Source organism: Streptomyces sp. NPDC002619, assembly GCF_042889305.1.
Lineage (GTDB): Bacteria > Actinomycetota > Actinomycetes > Streptomycetales > Streptomycetaceae > Streptomyces.
In genome coordinates, this window is record NZ_JBIAQV010000002.1 from 512,707 (window position 1) to 531,166 (window position 18,460).

Annotated in this window: 19 protein-coding genes and 1 pseudogene; 11 read left to right on the forward strand and 9 right to left on the reverse strand. The window is 69.1% G+C overall.

The window, feature by feature from the left end:
- Positions 1-50 precede the first annotated feature (50 nt).
- The 3 genes from ACFYXB_RS06555 to rplI all read left to right on the forward strand — a co-directional run bounded on the left by ACFYXB_RS06555 (position 51) and on the right by rplI (position 1,425).
- Entirely contained in the window at positions 51-641 is a 591-nt protein-coding gene (locus ACFYXB_RS06555; protein ID WP_389578379.1) for a single-stranded DNA-binding protein, read from the forward strand.
- A gap of 82 nt (positions 642-723) precedes the next feature.
- The gene (gene rpsR, locus ACFYXB_RS06560; RefSeq protein ID WP_003949403.1) at positions 724-960 is read left to right on the forward strand and encodes a 30S ribosomal protein S18; all 237 of its coding nucleotides are present in this window, start codon (positions 724-726) and stop codon (positions 958-960) included.
- Positions 961-978: 18 nt separating this feature from the next.
- Complete coding sequence (gene rplI / locus ACFYXB_RS06565) at positions 979-1,425, forward strand: 50S ribosomal protein L9 (protein ID WP_351346025.1); 447 nt, start codon at positions 979-981, stop codon at positions 1,423-1,425.
- A 137-nt stretch (positions 1,426-1,562) separates the two neighbouring features.
- Here rplI and ACFYXB_RS06570 read toward each other — a convergent pair whose 3' ends face one another.
- Positions 1,563-2,900, reverse strand: a complete 1,338-nt coding sequence (locus tag ACFYXB_RS06570) for an MATE family efflux transporter (RefSeq protein WP_389578383.1) — start codon at positions 2,898-2,900, stop codon at positions 1,563-1,565.
- 459 nt (positions 2,901-3,359) lie between these two features.
- Here ACFYXB_RS06570 and dnaB point away from each other — a divergent pair, with 459 nt between their 5' ends.
- Positions 3,360-4,835 (forward strand): replicative DNA helicase, encoded by a 1,476-nt coding sequence (dnaB, locus tag ACFYXB_RS06575; RefSeq protein WP_389578386.1) that lies wholly within the window; start codon positions 3,360-3,362, stop codon positions 4,833-4,835.
- A 191-nt stretch (positions 4,836-5,026) separates the two neighbouring features.
- On the opposite strand, the gene ACFYXB_RS06580 is transcribed toward dnaB, so the two are convergent.
- Positions 5,027-5,590 carry a dihydrofolate reductase family protein gene (locus ACFYXB_RS06580; RefSeq protein WP_389578389.1) on the reverse strand — a complete coding sequence of 188 codons (564 nt, stop codon included), beginning with the start codon at positions 5,588-5,590 and terminating at the stop codon, positions 5,027-5,029.
- A gap of 63 nt (positions 5,591-5,653) precedes the next feature.
- Between ACFYXB_RS06580 and ACFYXB_RS06585 the strand changes: the two genes are divergently transcribed.
- From ACFYXB_RS06585 to ACFYXB_RS06595, 3 genes and pseudogenes are all read left to right on the forward strand, one after another.
- Positions 5,654-6,292 carry a hypothetical protein gene (locus ACFYXB_RS06585; protein ID WP_389578391.1) on the forward strand — a complete coding sequence of 213 codons (639 nt, stop codon included), beginning with the start codon at positions 5,654-5,656 and terminating at the stop codon, positions 6,290-6,292.
- Positions 6,289-6,965 (forward strand): annotated as a pseudogene (locus ACFYXB_RS06590) (M15 family metallopeptidase). Before ACFYXB_RS06585 ends, ACFYXB_RS06590 begins: the two are co-directional and overlap by 4 nt.
- A gap of 37 nt (positions 6,966-7,002) precedes the next feature.
- A complete protein-coding gene (locus ACFYXB_RS06595) occupies positions 7,003-8,388 on the forward strand; it encodes a serine hydrolase domain-containing protein (RefSeq protein ID WP_389578393.1) in 1,386 nt (461 codons plus the stop codon).
- Positions 8,389-8,473: 85 nt separating this feature from the next.
- Here the strand turns inward: ACFYXB_RS06595 and ACFYXB_RS06600 are convergent, their stop codons facing one another.
- Positions 8,474-8,926, reverse strand: a complete 453-nt coding sequence (locus ACFYXB_RS06600) for a GNAT family N-acetyltransferase (protein WP_389578395.1) — start codon at positions 8,924-8,926, stop codon at positions 8,474-8,476.
- A 9-nt stretch (positions 8,927-8,935) separates the two neighbouring features.
- The gene (locus tag ACFYXB_RS06605; protein WP_389578398.1) at positions 8,936-9,394 is read right to left on the reverse strand and encodes a MarR family winged helix-turn-helix transcriptional regulator; all 459 of its coding nucleotides are present in this window, start codon (positions 9,392-9,394) and stop codon (positions 8,936-8,938) included.
- Positions 9,395-9,535: 141 nt separating this feature from the next.
- On the opposite strand from ACFYXB_RS06605, the gene ACFYXB_RS06610 reads away from it, so the two are divergent.
- The gene (locus ACFYXB_RS06610) at positions 9,536-10,747 is read left to right on the forward strand and encodes an MFS transporter (protein ID WP_389578401.1); all 1,212 of its coding nucleotides are present in this window, start codon (positions 9,536-9,538) and stop codon (positions 10,745-10,747) included.
- A gap of 116 nt (positions 10,748-10,863) precedes the next feature.
- Positions 10,864-11,283: a heme-binding protein gene (locus ACFYXB_RS06615; RefSeq protein ID WP_389578404.1), complete on the forward strand. Its 420-nt coding sequence runs from the start codon at positions 10,864-10,866 to the stop codon at positions 11,281-11,283.
- 73 nt (positions 11,284-11,356) lie between these two features.
- Here ACFYXB_RS06615 and ACFYXB_RS06620 read toward each other — a convergent pair whose 3' ends face one another.
- Positions 11,357-12,223 (reverse strand): GNAT family N-acetyltransferase, encoded by an 867-nt coding sequence (locus tag ACFYXB_RS06620; RefSeq protein WP_389578407.1) that lies wholly within the window; start codon positions 12,221-12,223, stop codon positions 11,357-11,359.
- Positions 12,224-12,418: 195 nt separating this feature from the next.
- Between ACFYXB_RS06620 and ACFYXB_RS06625 the strand changes: the two genes are divergently transcribed.
- Together ACFYXB_RS06625 and ACFYXB_RS06630 are read left to right on the forward strand one after the other, a co-directional pair.
- Complete coding sequence (locus ACFYXB_RS06625; RefSeq protein ID WP_389578410.1) at positions 12,419-13,051, forward strand: HAD family hydrolase; 633 nt, start codon at positions 12,419-12,421, stop codon at positions 13,049-13,051.
- A gap of 346 nt (positions 13,052-13,397) precedes the next feature.
- Positions 13,398-15,116: a globin domain-containing protein gene (locus ACFYXB_RS06630; protein ID WP_389578413.1), complete on the forward strand. Its 1,719-nt coding sequence runs from the start codon at positions 13,398-13,400 to the stop codon at positions 15,114-15,116.
- 4 nt (positions 15,117-15,120) lie between these two features.
- Here the strand turns inward: ACFYXB_RS06630 and ACFYXB_RS06635 are convergent, their stop codons facing one another.
- The 4 genes from ACFYXB_RS06635 to ACFYXB_RS06650 all read right to left on the reverse strand — a co-directional run bounded on the left by ACFYXB_RS06635 (position 15,121) and on the right by ACFYXB_RS06650 (position 18,458).
- A complete protein-coding gene (locus ACFYXB_RS06635) occupies positions 15,121-15,603 on the reverse strand; it encodes an NUDIX hydrolase (protein ID WP_351345986.1) in 483 nt (160 codons plus the stop codon).
- 87 nt (positions 15,604-15,690) lie between these two features.
- Positions 15,691-16,596: a LysR family transcriptional regulator gene (locus tag ACFYXB_RS06640; RefSeq protein WP_388500723.1), complete on the reverse strand. Its 906-nt coding sequence runs from the start codon at positions 16,594-16,596 to the stop codon at positions 15,691-15,693.
- 225 nt (positions 16,597-16,821) lie between these two features.
- Positions 16,822-17,970 carry a cystathionine gamma-lyase gene (locus tag ACFYXB_RS06645; protein ID WP_389578417.1) on the reverse strand — a complete coding sequence of 383 codons (1,149 nt, stop codon included), beginning with the start codon at positions 17,968-17,970 and terminating at the stop codon, positions 16,822-16,824.
- Entirely contained in the window at positions 17,967-18,458 is a 492-nt protein-coding gene (locus ACFYXB_RS06650; RefSeq protein WP_389578420.1) for a low molecular weight protein-tyrosine-phosphatase, read from the reverse strand. Before ACFYXB_RS06650 ends, ACFYXB_RS06645 begins: the two co-directional genes overlap by 4 nt.
- Positions 18,459-18,460 lie beyond the last annotated feature (2 nt).

The following is an 18,460-nucleotide window of genomic DNA, read 5'->3' on the forward strand; positions in this document are numbered from 1 at the left end:
TCGAGTAGCAGCAAGCAAGCAGCCAGAGCAAACCCGCCGAGAGGTTCCCCATGGCAGGCGAGACCGTCATCACGGTCGTCGGCAATCTTGTCGACGACCCCGAGCTGCGCTTCACCCCGTCCGGTGCGGCGGTCGCGAAGTTCCGCGTCGCGTCCACTCCCCGCACCTTCGACCGCCAGACGAACGAGTGGAAGGACGGCGAAAGCCTCTTCCTGACCTGCTCGGTCTGGCGTCAGGCGGCGGAGAACGTCGCCGAGTCGCTCCAGCGAGGCATGCGCGTCATCGTGCAGGGCCGGCTGAAGCAGCGGTCCTACGAGGACCGTGAGGGCGTCAAGCGCACGGTCTACGAGCTGGATGTCGAGGAAGTCGGCGCCAGCCTCCGCAACGCCACGGCCAAGGTCACCAAGACCGCCGGTGGCGGCCGCGGTGGCCAGGGTGGTTACGGCGGCGGTGGCGGCCAGGGCCAGGGTGGCGGCGGCTGGGGCGGAGGCCCCGGTGGCGGCCAGCAGGGCGGCGGCGCTCCCGCCGACGATCCGTGGGCGACCGGCGCTCCCGCCGGTGGCAACCAGGGTCAGAGCGGCGGCGGCTGGGGCGGAGGCTCCGGTGGCGGTGGCGGCTACTCGGACGAGCCCCCCTTCTAGGCCTTCGGGCCCGGACTTCCGGGCCGGTTGAGGTCGAGGGCGGGTCGTTACCCAAACTTCTTGATCACACAGGAGAAACACCATGGCGAAGCCGCCTGTGCGCAAGCCGAAGAAGAAGGTTTGTGCTTTCTGCAAGGACAAGGTCACGTACGTGGACTACAAGGACACGAACATGCTGCGGAAGTTCATTTCCGACCGCGGCAAGATCCGTGCCCGCCGCGTGACCGGCAACTGCACGCAGCACCAGCGTGACGTCGCCACGGCCGTCAAGAACAGCCGTGAGATGGCGCTGCTGCCCTACACCTCCACTGCGCGCTAAGGGAAGGGTGACCGACTCATGAAGATCATCCTCACCCACGAGGTCTCTGGCCTCGGTGCCGCTGGTGACGTCGTCGACGTCAAGGACGGTTACGCTCGCAACTACCTGATCCCGCGGAACTTCGCGATCCGTTGGACCAAGGGTGGCGAGAAGGACGTCGAGCAGATCCGTCGTGCTCGCAAGATCCACGAGATCCAGACCATCGAGCAGGCCAACGTCGTGAAGGCCCAGCTCGAGGGCGTGAAGGTCCGCCTGGCCGTCCGTTCGGGCGACTCCGGCCGTCTCTTCGGTTCCGTCACCCCGGCCGACATCGCCTCCGCGATCAAGGCTTCCGGTGGCCCCGAGGTCGACAAGCGTCGCATCGAGCTCGGTGCGCCGATCAAGACCCTGGGCGCCCACGAGACGTCCGTGCGTCTGCACCCCGAGGTTGCCGCCAAGGTCAACATCGAGGTCATCTCGGCCTGACGCCGCGCTCGGCCTGAGCAGTTGCGCAAGGGGCCGCACCCTTCCCGGGTGCGGCCCCTTGTCTTTGGCTCAACTCACGTGCGGGCGAGCGTGTTTCACGTGAAACGTGCGGGCCCGCGGTGTTTCACGTGAAACGGTCAGCGCGTCGCGCCAGGCACGACCCAGCGTCCAGAGCGCGCACGCAGCCAGAGAGTCAGCATCCGGACCGTCATCATCAGTGTCATCGCAGCCCAGAGCGCGGCGAGACCGCCTCCGAGCGCGGGCACGAGCACCGCCATCGGGCAGAACACCATGAGGGTGACCACCATGGCCCAGGCCAGGTACGGACCGTCTCCGGCGCCCATCAGTACGCCGTCCAGGACGAAGACGACGCCGCAGATGGGTTGGGAGAGCGCCACCAGGAGGAGGGCGGGCAGAGCGGTTTCCTTGACCACGGTGTCACTGGTGAACAGGGGCAGGAAGAGCGGCCGGGCGGCCACCACGAGGAGACCGAGTGCCATGCCGGTCGCGAAGCCCCACTGGACCATGCGACGGCAGGCGTCTCGTGCGCCCTGGGGGTCGTCCGCTCCGAGGTAGCGTCCGATAATGGCCTGCCCCGCGATCGCGATGGCGTCGAGGGCGAAGGCCAGCAGGTTCCACAGGGACAGGGTGATCTGGTGGGCGGCGATGTCCGCGTCGCCGAGGCGAGCTGCGACTGCCGTGGCAATCATGAGGATCGCCCGCAGCGAGAGCGTCCGGACGAGCAGGGGAACTCCGGCCTGTGCCGAGCCCCGGATCCCGGCGGCGTCGGGACGGAGGGACGCTCCGTATCTGCGGGCGCCGCGGACGACCACGGTGAGATAGACGGCCGCCATGCCGCACTGAGCGATGACCGTGCCCCAGGCGGAGCCGGCGATGCCGAGGCCGACGCCGTAGACGAGTACGAGGTTGAGGGCCGCGTTGGCGATGAAGCCCGCGAGGGCCACGTACAGGGGGGTCCTGGTGTTCTGGAGCCCGCGCAGTACGCCGGTGGCAGCGAGTACGACCAGCATGGCCGGGATGCCGAGGGCGGAGATCCGAAGGTACGTCGTCGCGTACGGGGCGGCCGTGTGCGAGGCGCCGAAGAGGTCGACGAGGTCGGGTGCCAGGGGCAGCACCACGGCGATGACGGCCGCGCCGAGCAGCAGGGCCAGCCAGATGCCGTCCATGCCCTGGCGGATGGCCGATGGCAGGTCGCCCGCGCCGACGCTTCGGGCGACGGATGCGGTGGTGGCGTAGGCGAGGAAGACGAAGACGCTCACGGCGGTGGTGAGCAGAGCCGACGCGATGCCGAGGCCGGCGAGCTGGGATGTGCCGAGATGGCCGACAATCGCGCTGTCGGCCATGACGAACAGGGGCTCGGCGACGAGCGCACCGAAGGCGGGGACGGCCAGCGCGACGATCTCCCGGTCGTGCCGACGGCGGCTGGCCCTGGGGATCACGGAAGCCTGTGGCATGAGCACTAATCTAATCGTCCACAGGTAAGAGATGCAATCTGCTTGCGCCCCTTACTGTGAGTCTTGGGCCGTGTCCTCTTGTGCGTTGTTCGAACCGATCTTGGTCCGACCGGGGAAGTTTTTCTTCTGCACAGCCGGTGGATGGGAAACATGCAGGTCAGGGCGGTCATCTTGAGGTGATCGAGGGCTTGTTCACAGCGCTGTCCACCGGGTCGTGCACAGGTTTTGCCAGGTTCTCCACAGCATCCGGGCCGTCGTCCACATGCCCTGTGGATAACCAGATTGGCTGAAGGTGCCGAGGGGCCTAACGTGGTGCGGTGCCCGCTCTGTGCGACGGACTCGGAAACGTCATAAACCCGACGCGTCTGAACCGGAGTTGGGCCTCTCAATTGTCAGTGTCGTGCCGTAGAACAGAGGGGCATGACGAGGTCCGCCGGGCGGACGGGAGGAGGTGGCTCGGTGACTATTTCCGAGCCCTTGGACGACCCGTGGGCCGACAGCGGACCCGGTGATCGTCTGCCCGCCTCCCGCCGACACGACGGTGGCCGAATCCGTGACGACCAGCACGACCGGGGCCGGGAGAACGGCGCCTGGGACGGCGGGGGTTCGTCGTTCGAGCGCGTGCCGCCGCAGGATCTCGACGCCGAGCAGTCCGTTCTCGGCGGCATGCTGCTGTCCAAGGACGCCATCGCGGACGTGGTCGAGGTCCTCAGGGGCCACGACTTCTACAAGCCCGCGCACGAGACGATCTACCAGGCGATCCTCGACATCTATGCGAAGGGCGAGCCGGCCGACCCCATCACGATCGCTGCCGAACTCACCAAGCGCGGCGAGATCAACAAGGTCGGCGGCGCGTCGTATCTGCACAGTCTCGTCCAGACGGTGCCTACGGCGGCGAACGCCGAGTACTACGCGGAGATCGTCCACGAGCGGGCCGTCCTGCGCCGCCTGGTGGAGGCCGGGACGCGCATCACGCAGATGGGATACGCGGCCGACGGCGACGTCGACGAGATCGTCAACAGCGCGCAGGCCGAGATCTACGCGGTCACCGAGCAGCGCACGAGTGAGGACTACCTCCCGCTCGGCGACATCATGGAGGGCGCGCTCGACGAGATCGAGGCGATCGGCTCGCGCAGCGGCGAGATGACGGGTGTGCCCACGGGCTTCACCGATTTCGACTCGCTCACCAATGGGCTGCACCCGGGCCAGATGATCGTCATCGCGGCTCGTCCTGCCATGGGTAAGTCCACGCTGGCGCTCGACTTCGCGCGGGCGGCTTCGATCAAGCACAACCTGCCGAGCGTGATCTTCTCGCTCGAAATGGGCCGCAACGAGATCGCGATGCGCCTGCTGTCCGCCGAGGCCCGTGTCGCCCTGCACCACATGCGGTCCGGCACGATGACCGACGAGGACTGGACGCGGCTGGCCCGTCGGATGCCCGACGTGTCCGCGGCTCCCCTCTACATCGACGACTCCCCGAACCTGTCGATGATGGAGATCCGCGCCAAGTGCCGCCGCCTGAAGCAGCGCAACGACCTCAAGCTGGTCGTCATCGACTACCTCCAGCTGATGCAGTCCGGCGGCTCCAAGCGCTCCGAGAGCCGTCAGCAGGAGGTCTCGGACATGTCCCGTAACCTCAAGCTGCTCGCCAAGGAGTTGGAGATCCCGGTCATCGCGCTCTCCCAGCTCAACCGTGGCCCCGAACAGCGCACCGACAAGAAGCCGATGGTCTCCGACCTGCGTGAGTCCGGCTCCATCGAGCAGGACGCCGACATGGTCATCCTGCTGCACCGCGAGGACGCGTACGAGAAGGAGTCTCCCCGCGCGGGCGAGGCCGACCTGATCGTCGCCAAGCACCGAAACGGTCCCACCGCGACGATCACGGTCGCGTTCCAGGGCCACTACTCACGCTTTGTGGACATGGCGCAGACCTGACGGTCGTCGTTGTAGGGTCTCAAAAGCCTTGGCAGAATCTCACGGCAGTTGGCAGATGGATGGCAGAAATGCCACTGCCATGAGACTTGCAGTTCAGGGGCATCACTCGTTTGGGTGGCTCGGGCGGTAGTCCGGGTCACCCAGGGGGTGTCACCCGCGGAGCATATGGCCCGTGACTCCCGGACGGGCGCTCAGCGCCTCGTCTCGTACCTGGTCAGGATCACGCCGCGGGGAAACGTCCGCGTCTCCACCAGGTTCAGGTTCACCCAGTTGTCCAGCGCGGTGAAGAACGGCGTGCCGCCGCCCACCAGGACCGGCGCGGTGGCCAGCACGTACTCGTCAATCAGCCCGGCCCGCATGGCCGCCCCGGCGAGCGTCGCGCCGCCGATGTCCATCGGGCCGCCGTCCTCGGCCTTGAGCCGGGTGATCTCGGCGACCGCGTCGCCGGTGACCAGGCGGGTGTTCCAGTCGACCTTGTCGATCGTCGAGGAGAACACCACCTTCGACATGTCCCGCCAGCGGCGCGCGAACTCGATCTCCGCCGGGGTGGCGTTGGGCTGCTGGTCGCCGGTCGGCCAGTAGGAGCTCATCGTCTGCCACAGCTTGCGCCCGTACAGCGACAGGTCGGTCGCCTGCAACTGGTCGGACCAAAACTGGAACAGCTCGTCGCTCGGCACGCTCCAGCCGATGTCGTCGCCGGGCGCGGCGATGTAGCCGTCCAGGGTCAGGTTCATGCCGTAGATCAGTTTCCGCATGGCGCCAGCCTTCCGTGAGTCGGTCTCACGCGTACAGACCGGCGCGGCGCGGGAAACTCATCGATGCGCGATCTGAGCTCACATGTAGTCCTCGTGCTCGGTGGCTCAGCCGCAGACTCATCGTTCCGCCGAGGAAATGGCATCGATCTGAGACTGATCTTGGGTGACATCGCGGTGAGACAACAGAGAACCAGCAGGTCACAGAAGATCGACATGTCATCGGCGGCGAGACCCTACAGTCGTGGGGCCGAGAAGCACTCCGGCATGCTCGCGGACGGGCAGTCCGACCACCTCTTCGCCCGTAGTACGGGACACCTCGGCTCCCAGCTTCCTCCGAGGTTCGTGGGCTACGCAGAGAGCACCGACCCGGCGCTGGTCGTGCTGTTCGCGCGGGGGAGCCCCCATGCTGCTGCTCACCGACGAACCGACGGGGCCCGCGGGGCCCCGGAGGGGGGTATACCTGACGTCGCACAGGACCTGGTCGAGCAGGCGATCGGTGGGCTGTTCCGGAGCTGGACCGGCCTCGACACGGTGCTGGTCGAGGATGTCGCGGAGCGGCTCGCGATGCTGCTGCGGCCAGACAGGGAGACGGGCTGGGAAGGGCCAGGTCAGGGCGCCGGGCTAGGACGCGGGCTGCGAGACCCTGCAGTCGGTCGCGGGTCTGTCTCGTCTCCAGTGGTTCGGGAGATGATCGCGGCATGACCGAGATCGTTCTGATGTCCGACCCGAAGGTCGCAGCCGTGCCTGTTCAGGAGTGTGGTGAACGACTCATGGATGTACGGCAGCACGGCCGCCTGCTGGTTGACGAGCGGAAGTGGCAGGACGCCGCCGGCGCCTTCGCCCACTACGGGAAGGGGTGCTCGATCGACTTCTCGAAGCGCAGGCACAGCTTCCCCGAGGGCTGCGGCTGCTGTTCGTCGAGGAGTATCGGCAGCCGTCGCTTCAACGTCACTACTTCGACGAATACGCCGCCCAACTGCGAGCCGATCAACCGGAATGGTCCGCTGAGCGAGTCCGTTCCGCCGCCAGCCGCTATGTGTCCCCGCCCGAGATCGCACCGCACAGTGCCGGGGCGGCCGTTGACCTGACGCTCGCTGATGACGACGGCCGTGAGCTCTACATGGGCACCCGTATGAACGCGACTCCGGAGGAGAGCGCCGGTGCCTGTTACACGCAGGCCGTCGACATCAGTCAGGAGGCTCGTTCTCATCGGGACATCCTGAGTACGGCGCTCACCGCCGCCGGCCTGGTCAACTACCCCACCGAGTGGTGGCACTGGTCGTACGGAGACCGCTACTGGGCCTTGATGACAGGAGCGCAAGCCGCTCACTACGGCCCCAGGGAACTCGACGGGCTGCCCGGCGCGGGTAAATGAACTCGACGTGTGTCGTCCCAGCGGATGGACTGGGGGCATGACGACATCTTCGGAAGAGTTGCTTCCCGGTACGCGGCGGGCGTTGGTGCATCGGATTGCCGTGGCGCAGGCCGAAGGACGGGCGCCGTCGTTGGTGGCGGCGGTCGTGCGTGGTGGTCGGGTGGTGTGGCACGGAGCGCGGACCTCTGTGGACGGGCATGGGCCCGACGAGAATGTGCAGTACCGGATCGGGTCGATCACCAAGACGTTCACCGCCGTGCTCGTGCTGCGGCTGCGTGACGAGGGCGTGCTCGACCTCGGCGATCCGCTGGAGAAGCATCTGCCGGGCACCGGTGCGGGAGAGGCCACCATCGCCGAACTGCTCTCGCACACGGGCGGGTTGGCGGCCGAATCGCCCGCGCCCTGGTGGGAGCGGACGCCGGGGTCGCTGCGCCCCGAGTTGAGCGACGTACTCGGTGAGCAGCCGCTCCTGCATCCCGTCGGCCGGCGGCACCACTACTCGAACCCGGGCTACACGCTGCTGGGCGCGCTCGTGGAGGAGCTGCGCGGTGCTCCCTGGGAGGAGGTGCTGCGGCGCGAGGTGCTCGAACCTCTCGGTCTCGGCCGCACCAGCGCGCAGCCGCAGGCACCGCACGCGGGCGGCTGGGCCGTTCATCCCTGGGCTGATGCGCTCCTTCCGGAGCCTGTGGAGGACCTCGGCCGTATGGCGCCGGCCGGTCAACTGTGGTCGACCACTGGGGATCTGGCCCGGTTCGCGGTCTTCCTGGCCGACGGGGACGACCGGGTGCTGAGCGCGGAGTCCGTACGGGAGATGCGGACGCCCGCGGCCCCGGCCGAGGCCGCCGACGTCGTGGACGGCGCCGCCTATGGCCTCGGTATGCAGCTCCAGCACCGCGACGGCCGCCTGCTCGTGGGCCACTCCGGATCGCTGCCGGGCTTCCTGGCGAGCCTCACGATCAGCGTCGAGGACGACGTGGCCGCCGTCGTCCTGGCCAACTGCACCTCGGGCCCCCTGGTGTCCGTGGTCGGCGCCGATCTCGTCCGTATCGTCGCCGAGGCCGAGCCGAGGATCCCCGAGCCCTGGCGGCCGCCGCGTGAAGTCGACCGTTCCGTACTGGAGCTGGCGGGCCAGTGGTACTGGGGCACGTACGGCTTCGCCTTGAGGGTGACGGCCGACGGGCTCGTCGCGTTGGAGCCGCTGTCCGGCAGGGGCCGCCGCTCGCGCTTCAGGGCCAACGGTGATGGCACCTGGGTGGGACTGGAGGGTTACTACGCAGGGGAGCTCCTGCGGGCCGTACAGCGCCCGGACGGGTCTGTGAGCCACCTTGACCTCGGTTCGTTCGTGTTCACGCGTCAGCCGTACGACGAGGGGGCTCCGGTGCCGGGCGGCGTGGATCCGGAGGGTTGGCGTGGGGTTGGTTAGGCGACTTCGAGTGTCTTGATAGCCGAGGAAGCGGCATGTTTCACGTGAAACATGCCGCTTCTTTTGTCGCCGGGGCGGTCCTGGCTCAGAGTTGGAGCTTGAAGCCCACGTGCGAGGCCGTGAAGCCGAGCCGCTCGTAGAAACGGTGAGCGTCGGTTCGTGAGGTGTCGGAGGTCAGCTGCACCAACTGGCAGTCCAGGCGCCGTGATTCGTCGATCGCCCACTCGATGAGACGCGTCCCCAGCCCGCTGCCGCGCTCGTCGGCGTGAATGCGCACCGCTTCGATGATCGACCTCGTCGCGCCGCGCCTGGAGAGTCCCGGAATGATCGTGAGCTGGAGCGTGCCGATCACGCGGCCCTCGCGCACTGCGACCACCAGGTGCTGATTCGGATCCCCTTCGAGCCGCTTCAGGGCCGTCAGATACGGGGTGAGGTCGTCGGGTGACTCGCGCCGGACTCCCAGCGGGTCGTCGGCGAGCATGCCGACGATGGCGGAGATGTCGTCGGCGACGGCGGCTCGTATCTCAAGATCTCCCATGCCCGCAGCCTATGCGGGCACGTTCAGGGACTCCACGACACGGACCAGCGGAGCCAGTTCCGGGTTCCTGGCAGCCTCGTCGAGAGCCTCGCGCAGGGCGGCGTCATTGGTCGGTCGGGCTTCTTCGAGCAGGGTGAGGCCGGCCTCGGTGACGTTCGTATAGATGCCTCGACGATCGGTGGGGCACAGATAGCGCTCGAGGAGGCCGCGGTCCTCGAGGCGTGTGACCAGTCGGGTCGTGGCGCTCTGGCTGAGGACGACCGCATCGGCGACCTGCTTCATCTGCAGATGGCCCCCGTCGCCGTCGTGCTGGCGGCTGAGCACGTCGAGCAGGGAGTACTCCCGCACGCTCAGGTCGTGCCCCCCCTGCAGGGCGCGCTCGATGTGCGCCTCGATCCTCCCGTGCAGCAGGGCAAGGGCGGACCAGCCCTGGGCGAGGGCGGTGAGTGCGGGGGCCGTCGCTGTCATTGGCGTTTCCTCCGTCCTGGAGCGGCTGAAACCAGAATAGAGCACCTCCGCAATATCCTGCGGTTGCACATAGCCCGCGTCTGCAATTATTGTGAACGCACGCAAAGCGCTCCTGCAATCGTCTGGGAAGGTGTACCCCCCATGCCTCTCGCGCTTCTGGCCCTCGCGATCGGGGCCTTCGGGATCGGAACGACCGAATTCGTCATCATGGGTCTGCTGCCCGAAGTCGCGGGCGACTTCGGGGTCTCCATCCCCACCGCCGGCCTGCTCGTGACCGGATACGCGCTCGGCGTGGTGATCGGCGCTCCGCTGATGACCGTGCTCGGCACCAAGGTCTCGCGCAAGCGGATGCTGATGCTGCTGATGGGCCTGTTCATCGCCGGAAACCTGCTGTCCGCCGTCGCCCCCGCCTTCGCGGTGATGCTGATCGGCCGCGTGGTCGCCTCCCTCGCCCACGGCGCCTTCTTCGGCATCGGCTCGGTCGTCGCGGCCGAGCTGGTCGCGCCCGACAAGAAGGCCGGCGCCATCGCGATGATGTTCACCGGTCTGACCGTGGCCAACGTCGTCGGCGTCCCGCTGGGCACGCTCGTCGGACAGCAGGTCGGCTGGCGCGTCACCTTCGGCATCGTGGCCGCGCTCGGCGTCGTCGGCCTGGCGGGCGTCGCCAAGCTGGTCCCCGAGCTGCCCAGGCCCGAGGGAGTGCAGCTGCGCCATGAGCTGGCCGCCTTCAAGAACGCCCAGGTCCTGCTCGCCATGGCGATGACCGTCCTCGGCTTCGGCGGGGTCTTCGCGGCCATCACCTACATCGCGCCGATGATGACCCACGTCGCCGGCTTCGCCGACGGCTCCGTCACCTGGCTGCTGGTCCTCTTCGGTCTCGGCATGGTCGGCGGCAACCTCGTCGGCGGCAGATTCGCCGACCGTGCCCTGATGCCCATGCTGTACGTCTCGCTCGGCGCCCTGACCGTCGTGCTGGCCCTCTTCACGCTCACCGCGCACAACAAGATCGCGGCAGCCGTGACCATCGCCCTGATCGGCGCCCTGGGCTTCGCGACCGTCCCGCCGCTGCAGAAACGGGTCCTCGACCAGGCACACGGCGCGCCCACGCTGGCATCCGCGGTCAACATCGGCGCCTTCAACCTGGGCAACGCCCTCTCTGCCTGGCTCGGCGGCATCGTGATCGCGGCCGGCTTCGGATACACCGCACCCAACTGGGTCGGCGCCGCCCTCGCCGCGGCCGCGCTCGTCCTCGCCGTCCTCTCGGCTGCCCTGGAGCGCCGGGACGGCGCGCCCGGCGCCGTGGTGGTGGCCGGTGGCACGCCCACCGAGCAGCGGTCGGCGGTCCGGCACTGAGCCACCCCGGATCAGGGCCGCTCCCGACTCCGCGAACGACCCGATCCGGCAGCCCCCTCACCCCGAAAACACCCCCCAAACACCCCCCCTCAGCAACACCCCAAGGAGAAACAGCCATGAGCACGACCACCGTCGCCCCGCTCACCACTCACGACGCCGAGATCCTCGTCACCGCGGCACGTCGCGCGGCGGAGGCCGCCGGAGTCACGATCAGCGTCACTGTCCTGGACGCCGGCGGCCACCTGCTCGCCTTCCGGCGGGACGACCGGGCCGTGCTGATCTCCGGAGAGACCAGCACGCGTAAGGCCTACACGGCCCTCCAACTGAACGCGCCCACCGCCGACCTCGTCGACGCCGTCCAGCCCGGCGGCCTCTTCCACACTCTGCCCACCGTGCTCGACCGGCCCCTGCTGTTCATCGCGGGCGGCATCCCGATCCACCGCGATGGCCGCCTGATCGGCGCGATCGGTGTGGGCGGCGGTGCGCCAGAGCAGGACCACGGCTTCGCGCTCGCCGCCGTGGAGACGCTCGCCTGAGTTTCCGCGCCCACAGCGACAACGCCGGTCCCCACCGTGGAGTGGGGCCCGGCGTGCGCCGTACCAGGACCGCTCAGCCCGCCGCAACCGTCAGCGGCGCGAACCGCCGGGTCCAGTCGCCGGGCAACTCCGTGGTGCCGTAGGTCATGACGGCGTTGAAGGCCACGGACGCCAGCCCGCGCTCCTTCGCCCACGCCAGCAGGTCCTCGTGCCGTACGTCGATGTCGGTGCGCAGCGGGCGCTCGGTGTGGGCGGCGAGCGCGGCGATGAGCGCCTTGGCCGTCTCCGTGTCACGAGCGGTCAGCGGACCGACGACATGAGTGTCCATGTTCGGCCAGACCGCGGCGTATCCGATGATCCGGCCGTTGTCCTCGGCCACGCGGAGCCGGTCGGCGAAGGCGGGGAGCCGCGTGATGATGTGCGTGCGATCCGCGCCGAACACCTCCTCGTCGAGCCGGAGGATCGAGGTGAGGTCCTCGGCGTTGGCCGCACGGGTCGCCACCCGGGGTTCCGGCCCACCTGGCGTGAAGTGCCCCCACAGCATCTCCGCCCGACCGGTGACCTTGAAGCCCAACTCCTCGTACAACGGGCGGCCGTACGGTGTCGCATGCAGCGTCAGTGGCGTTGTCCCCATCGCCGAGACGACGTGGCGCATCAACCGGCGTCCGACGCCCCGGCGGGCATACCGCTCGGCGACCAGGACCATGCCGATGGCACCCAGATCCGGATGGTCTTGCGGGCCGTACTCCGTGACGACGCATGCGGCGACGAGGCCGCCGTCGGGGTCGTCGATGCCGTAACCCTTTCCTGCGGTGAGCAGGAAGCCCCATTTGTGTTCCTCCCGAGGCCACCCCCGGTCTTCTGAGAGGTCCGCGCAGGCGGGGAGATCGCGATGCGTCAGACGGCGGATGGGCAGTGCGGCGAGGAAAGGAGTGGGCACGCAGGTCAGGCTGTCCGACCGGCACCCCCTGCGTCCACCCGTTTCGGTGCAGACGTGCGACCTTTTGGCCATGTCCTGGTCGTCCGCACAGCATGCGGACGGGCTCGGGGTGTTTCACGTGAAACACCGGCGAACGGTGAGCGACCTGCGGCCTCACGGAGGAAACGCGAGCGCTCCTGACTAGCCTCTCGGCCCATGACGAGACTTCATCTCTTCGACCTCGACGGCACTTTGCTGCACGGCACCTCGGCGCCCGTGGAGATTTCCCGGCAACTGGGCCGGGAAGCCGAGACGGTGGCGCTGGATCAAGCCATTTCGGCCGGACGGATAGGCCCGCCGGAGTATGCGGCGCAGGTGTACGCCCTCTGGGCCGATCTGACCGAGGCGCATGTGACGTCGGCCTTCGAGGGAGCTCCCTGGCTGGCCCGTATCCGAGAGGTCTGGGCAGAGATCCGAAGAGCGGGTGACTACTGCGCAGTGGTGTCGCTCTCCCCGTCCTTCTTCGTGGAACGGCTCCTCGGCTGGGGCGCGCACGCGGCGTTCGGATCGCGTTTTCCCTCGGTACCGTTCACCGAGCCCGTGGACCCGGCCGGAGTCCTCAATGCCGCGGCCAAGGTACGGATCGCGGACCGGCTGTGCGAGCGGTTCGGAGTGGAGCGGGCCGACTGTGTCGCCTATGGGGATTCCCTGTCGGACAGGGACCTGTTCGCCGCGGTGCCGGTGTCCGTCGCGGTCAATGCGGACAGTCATCTCGCCGGTCTGGCGACGCACTCCTACACGGGCCAGGATCTGTGGGATGCCTATGAATTGGTGTGCCGCGCCTGGTAGTTGAGGGAATCGTTGGTTCGCCCCTTGTTCGATTCGTGGGGGAGCGAGGGGGGACTTGTGTGCGGGGCGACGGCCGGTATGGTCGACTCCGGTTCATGTCCGGGATGCGCTGCACTCATCCCGAGCGGGCCGAGAGCAGGGCAAGGCAGCCTAACGGGACGGAGAGATCGAAGACCCGAATTTCCGGGTATGCGGCCGGGACAACCGCTCTGGATGCGATGCTGCGGTGGCCTTATCGGCCGCTTGGCCGGAGCGTGAATGGCAAGCCGTCCGCGGGGGAAAGCAGGCACCTTCCGATCGAGGAAGTGGCCAGACCGACCGAAAGATGTTCGAGGCGAGGCACACCATGGACGCTCCGACCACGACGTCGGCGGACAACGGCACGTCCGGCGGGGGCGGCTGGTTCACCCCGCGCAAACCGCCGCCCGACGCGTCACCGACCGATGATCGGCAGCCCGACGAGGTCCGCCGTCCGGCCGTCGTACGACCGGTGGGTCGCCCGGGGTCCGACGCGGCTCCCCACCCCTCCACGGACGCCTCAGCCCCTCCCGGAGCTTCGGCTCCCCCGAGCGCGGCTCCGAGGACGCAGGAGCGAATACCGGCGCCCGGACCTCCCACGCCCGCACAGGCCGGCGTACAGCGACCTCCCGGCGCGCCGCGCCCCGAGCACAGCCCCGTCGCCCCACCGCCGCCGCACGAGGCGACCTATCAGCAGCACCCCGCCGCCCCGCCTTCCCGGGCGGCGACCCATCAGCAGCACCCTGCCCCACCGCCGCCCCACACGGCCCCGCATGAGCCGCACGGCGCCGCCCCGCCTTCCCGGGCGGCGACCCACGAGCAGTACTCCGCCGCTCCGCCGCCCCGCACGGCCCCCCACGAGCAGCACTCCGCCGCCCCGCCCGCCGAAAACCGTGTGCCCGCTCAGCGTCCGGCGCCCGTCACCGAGAACGCCTCGCCGGACGCGATCCTCATCCGCCGCACGATGGCCGAGGTCGCGCCCGTCGCCGACAAGGTCACCTCGTACTTCTACGCGCTCCTGTTCGTCCGCCACCCGGACCTGCGGTCGCTGTTCCCGGCCGCCATGGACACCCAGCGGGACCGGCTGCTGAAGGCGCTGCTCACCGCGGCCGAGCACATCGACAACACACCCGTCCTCGTCGACTACCTGCAGAACCTCGGCCGCGGTCACCGCAAGTACGGCACGCGGGCCGAGCACTACCCGGCCGTCGGCGAGTGCCTCATAGGCTCGCTCAGCAAGTACGCCGCCGCCATCTGGAATCCGGAGATGGAAGCGGCCTGGGTACGGGCGTACACGACAATCTCGCAGGTCATGATCGACGCGGCGGCCGTGGACGAACTGCGCGCGCCCGCCTGGTGGTACGCGGAGGTCGTCGCCCACGACCTCAGAACCCCGGACGTCGCGGTCGTCACCGTCCGCCCGGACCAGCCGTACCCCTTCCTGGCCGGGCAGTACACGAGTGTGGAGACTCCCTGGTGGCCGCGGATCTGGCGGCACTACTCCTTCGCCTCGGCGCCCCGCTCGGACGGACTGCTGACGTTCCATGTGAAGGCCGTTCCCGCGGGCTGGGTCTCCAACGCGCTGGTCCACCGTGCCCGCCCCGGTGACGTCATCCGGCTCGGCCCGCCCGCCGGCTCCATGACGGTCGACCACACCACCGACAGTGGCCTGCTCTGTCTGGGCGGCGGCACCGGCATAGCGCCCATCAAGGCGCTCGTCGAGGACGTGGCCGAACACGGCGACCGCCGCCCCGTGGAGGTGTTCTACGGCGCACGCACCGACCACGACCTGTACGACATCGACACGATGCTGCGGCTCCAGCAGGCCCACCCATGGCTCGCGGTCCGGGCGATCATCGACCAGCAGGCGCACATCCAGCTTCCCGACGCCGTACGCGAGTTCGGCCCGTGGGACGAGTACGACGCCTATCTGTCGGGGCCGCCCGGAATGATCCGTAGCGGCGTCCACGCGCTGCGGGACGTCGGCATCCCCTCGGAGCGCATCCGGCACGACTCCGTCGAGGAACTGGTCGTCGTCGGCGACTGAACCGTCAGCCGAGATCCGGGGCGTGCATGGCGCGTACGCCCTCGATGTTGCCGTCCAGATAGTGCCGCAGCGACAGCGGAACGAGATGGACGGAGGCGATGCCGACCCGGGTGAACGGTACGCGCACGATCTCGTACTCACCGGCCGGCTCGTCCACTTCGGGACCGTGGCGCAGAGCCGGGTCCATGGACTCCAGCCGGCAGACGAAGAAGTGCTGCACCTTCACGCCGGTCGCGCCACCGTCCTCACCGATGTGCTCCACGGTGTCCACGAAGCAGGGCACCACGTCGGCGATCTTGGCGCCGAGCTCCTCGTGCACCTCGCGGTGCAGGGCGTCGACGACAGTCGGGTCCTCCGGCTCGACCCCACCACCGGGAGTGACCCAGTAGGGATCGACACCGGGCTTGGTGCGCTTGATGAGGATCAGGTCGTCACCGTCGAGCAGAACGGCGCGGGCGGTGCGCTTGACCACGGGTCGGACGGTCATGGATGGAATGTGGCCCGGCTGGTTCCACGTGAAACATCGCAAACGGCCATCGCTCGACCGCTTGGCGTCACCCGCGCGTCAAGGCCCTCAGCCCCAGTCCGCGGCTGCCCTTTGGAGCCACTCGTGCGCCCGCGCGACATGGGGCATGGCGAGCGTGCCGGTGCGCACCACCAGGAAGTACGTCCGCAGTGGCGGCACCGCCGGTTCATGCAGCGCGACCACGTCGCCGGACGCGATGGCCGGGGCGCACAAGTAGCGGGGCAGCACCGCGAGGCCCGCGCCGGCGATCGCGCACGCGAGCACCGCACGCAGATCGGGAACAATGACGGTGCCGGTGGCCGCAGGACGGCAGTCGAACACCGACGCCCAGTAACGGGAGACGAACGGCAGCGACTCATGGACCTCGACGACGGGCAGGTTCTCCAGCACGGGCGCCCCGTTGCGGCGCAGGTGCTCGGAGCCGACCTCCGCGGCCCAGCGCGGACCGGCGACCAGCACGTGTTCCTCGTCGCAGAGCGGAGTCGCGGTGAGCAGGGCGCCACGCGGCCGCGCCGTGCTGATGGCCAGATCGTGATGTCCGGCGGCCAGCCCTTCCAGGGTCTCCTCGGCGTTTCCGAAGGAGGCACGCAGTGCGAAGCCCTGGCCGTCGTCCCCGATGAGCTCCGTGAGGACGGGAAGAGCGCGTTCGGCGGTGAATTCGGGCGGACCGGCGAGATGCAGGGTCCGTAGCGAGGACTCGTCGTCGAGGCCCGTCTCGGCTATCTCCACCAGGGCGTCGAGGTGGGGTGCCGCTTTGTGGGCGAGTTCGTCGCCGATGGTCGTGGGAGTCACTCCGCGGGCCTGCCGCAGGAAGAGCGGCCGGCCCACCTGTCTTTCCAGCGCCCGGATCTGTGATGTGACGGCCGGCTGGGAGAGACCGAGCAGCGCGGCGGCGCGAGTGAAGGAGCCGGCTCGGTGCACGGTCACAAACGTGCGCAGCAAGGCCAGATCCATGGCACGCCCCCCCTTTCCCTGCCTGTCCCCGGCCCCCAGGCAGGGCCCAACTATAAATAAGTCGATAGGTCGCTGTCGCCACGGTGATTGGACACTGACAGAGAGTCAACTAGCCTAGTTCGCACGGTTCTTGGCGCAGGAACCGGGACGGTCCGAGCCACGAGGGGGGAGGCTCGGACCGTCCGTCGTACGTAGTCGGCCCCGGTCCGGCGTCCGTTCATCCGGTCATTCCGCCGACTCGTCCAGCGCTCGTAGTACGTCGGCCACCAGATCCTCGGCGTCCTCGGCGCCGACCGAGAACCGAATGAAGCCCTCCGGGACCGCGTCCCCGCCCCAGCGGCCGCGCCGTTCGGCCGTGGACCGCACCCCGCCGAAGCTCGTCGCGTCCTCCACCAGCCGCAGCGCGTCGAGAAAACGCTCGGCACGCGCGCGCGTGGGCAGCGTGAAGGAGACCACGGAACCGTAGCGCCGCATCTGCTGCGAGGCGATCTTGTGCGAGGGGTCGTCGGGCAGACCGGGATAGCGCAGCCAGGTCACCTCCGGCCGCTGCCGCAGGGCCTCCGCCAGCACGAGTGCGGTGGCGTTCTGCCGGTCCACGCGCAACTGGAGCGTGGCGATGGAGCGGTGCGCGAGCCAGGCCTCCATGGGCCCGGAGATCGCCCCGACGATCTTGCGCCAGCGGCGTACGGCGGCCATCGCCTCGGCGTCGCGGCCGGTGACGTATCCCAGCAGCACGTCACCGTGCCCGGTGAGCTGCTTGGTGCCGCTGGCCACGGAGAAGTCGGCGCCCAGCTCCAGCGGCCGCTGCCCGAGCGGCGTCGCGAGGGTGTTGTCGACGGCGACCAGGGCGCCACGCGCGTGTGCCGCCTCGACCAGCCGCCGGATGTCGCACACGTCGAGCCCGGGGTTCGACGGGGACTCGATCCACAGCAGCTTCGCGCCGTCGAGAATCTCGAGCTGGGCGTCACCGCCGGTCGGCGCGGTGCGCACCTCGATGCCATACGCCTCCAGCTGGGCGCGTACCAAGGGCAGCACCTGGTAGCCGTCGGAGGGCAGCACGACGGTGTCCCCGGCGCTCAGCTGGGAGAACAGCGTCGCGGAGATCGCGGCCATGCCGGAGGCGAACACCAGCGTCTCGACGCCGTCCTGTCCGGGCGCCTCCAGCTCGCCGATGGCGCGCTCCAGCAGGGTCCAGGTCGGGTTGTCGTCACGGCCGTAGGTGTACGGCCCGGCCACGTCGCCCGGCAGATGGAAATGGGCGGCGAACACCGGCCCGGGCAGCGTCGGTTCGTTCCTGGCCGTCTCGGGCAGCCCTGCGCGCACCGCGCGCGTGCCCTCGCCGCTACCGACGCCGTCCCTGGTCGAATCGTTCATGCGGCCCGTCCCTTCAGTTGTTCCCGTACCGCGGCGAGCAGGCCCTCGCTCGCCGCCTCCACCATCTCAAGGCACTCCTCGAAGCCGTCCAGTCCCCCGAAGTACGGGTCCGGGACGTCGAGGTCGTCGCCGGCGGCGGGGTCGTACGAACGAAGCAGCCGCACCTTCCGCGCGTCCTCCTCCGTGGGCGCGAGGTCGCGCAGGGCCCTGAGGTGGCCGGAGTCGAGGGCGATCACGAGGTCGAGGCGGGAGAACCACGACGCCTGGAACTGGCGGGCCGTGTGGTCGCTGTCGTAGCCATGCTCCTCGAGGACGGAGACGGCGCGCGGGTCGGCGCCGTCGCCCTCGTGCCAGTCGCCGGTGCCGGCGCTGTCGGCCTCCACCCGGCCGTCGAGGTCCGCCTCGGCCACCCGCGCGCGGAAGACGGATTCGGCCATCGGGGAGCGGCAGATGTTGCCGGTGCAGACGAAGCAGACGCGGTAGGTCATCG

What these genes read in the sequence shown, in the direction of transcription:
- ACFYXB_RS06615 (WP_389578404.1), top strand. Translation starts at nt 10,864, where the DNA reads ATGAGCACGACCACCGTCGCCCCGCTCACCACTCACGACGCCGAGATC.
- ACFYXB_RS06610 (WP_389578401.1), top strand. Translation starts at nt 9,536, where the DNA reads ATGCCTCTCGCGCTTCTGGCCCTCGCGATCGGGGCCTTCGGGATCGGA.
- ACFYXB_RS06630 (WP_389578413.1), top strand. Translation starts at nt 13,398, where the DNA reads ATGGACGCTCCGACCACGACGTCGGCGGACAACGGCACGTCCGGCGGG.
- ACFYXB_RS06640 (WP_388500723.1), bottom strand. Translation starts at nt 16,596, where the DNA reads ATGGATCTGGCCTTGCTGCGCACGTTTGTGACCGTGCACCGAGCCGGC.
- ACFYXB_RS06625 (WP_389578410.1), top strand. Translation starts at nt 12,419, where the DNA reads ATGACGAGACTTCATCTCTTCGACCTCGACGGCACTTTGCTGCACGGC.
- ACFYXB_RS06635 (WP_351345986.1), bottom strand. Translation starts at nt 15,603, where the DNA reads ATGACCGTCCGACCCGTGGTCAAGCGCACCGCCCGCGCCGTTCTGCTC.
- ACFYXB_RS06585 (WP_389578391.1), top strand. Translation starts at nt 5,654, where the DNA reads ATGCGCGATCTGAGCTCACATGTAGTCCTCGTGCTCGGTGGCTCAGCC.
- ACFYXB_RS06650 (WP_389578420.1), bottom strand. Translation starts at nt 18,458, where the DNA reads ATGACCTACCGCGTCTGCTTCGTCTGCACCGGCAACATCTGCCGCTCC.
- ACFYXB_RS06605 (WP_389578398.1), bottom strand. Translation starts at nt 9,394, where the DNA reads ATGACAGCGACGGCCCCCGCACTCACCGCCCTCGCCCAGGGCTGGTCC.
- rplI (WP_351346025.1), top strand. Translation starts at nt 979, where the DNA reads ATGAAGATCATCCTCACCCACGAGGTCTCTGGCCTCGGTGCCGCTGGT.
- ACFYXB_RS06555 (WP_389578379.1), top strand. Translation starts at nt 51, where the DNA reads ATGGCAGGCGAGACCGTCATCACGGTCGTCGGCAATCTTGTCGACGAC.
- ACFYXB_RS06600 (WP_389578395.1), bottom strand. Translation starts at nt 8,926, where the DNA reads ATGGGAGATCTTGAGATACGAGCCGCCGTCGCCGACGACATCTCCGCC.
- ACFYXB_RS06580 (WP_389578389.1), bottom strand. Translation starts at nt 5,590, where the DNA reads ATGCGGAAACTGATCTACGGCATGAACCTGACCCTGGACGGCTACATC.
- ACFYXB_RS06595 (WP_389578393.1), top strand. Translation starts at nt 7,003, where the DNA reads ATGACGACATCTTCGGAAGAGTTGCTTCCCGGTACGCGGCGGGCGTTG.
- ACFYXB_RS06645 (WP_389578417.1), bottom strand. Translation starts at nt 17,970, where the DNA reads ATGAACGATTCGACCAGGGACGGCGTCGGTAGCGGCGAGGGCACGCGC.
- ACFYXB_RS06570 (WP_389578383.1), bottom strand. Translation starts at nt 2,900, where the DNA reads ATGCCACAGGCTTCCGTGATCCCCAGGGCCAGCCGCCGTCGGCACGAC.
- rpsR (WP_003949403.1), top strand. Translation starts at nt 724, where the DNA reads ATGGCGAAGCCGCCTGTGCGCAAGCCGAAGAAGAAGGTTTGTGCTTTC.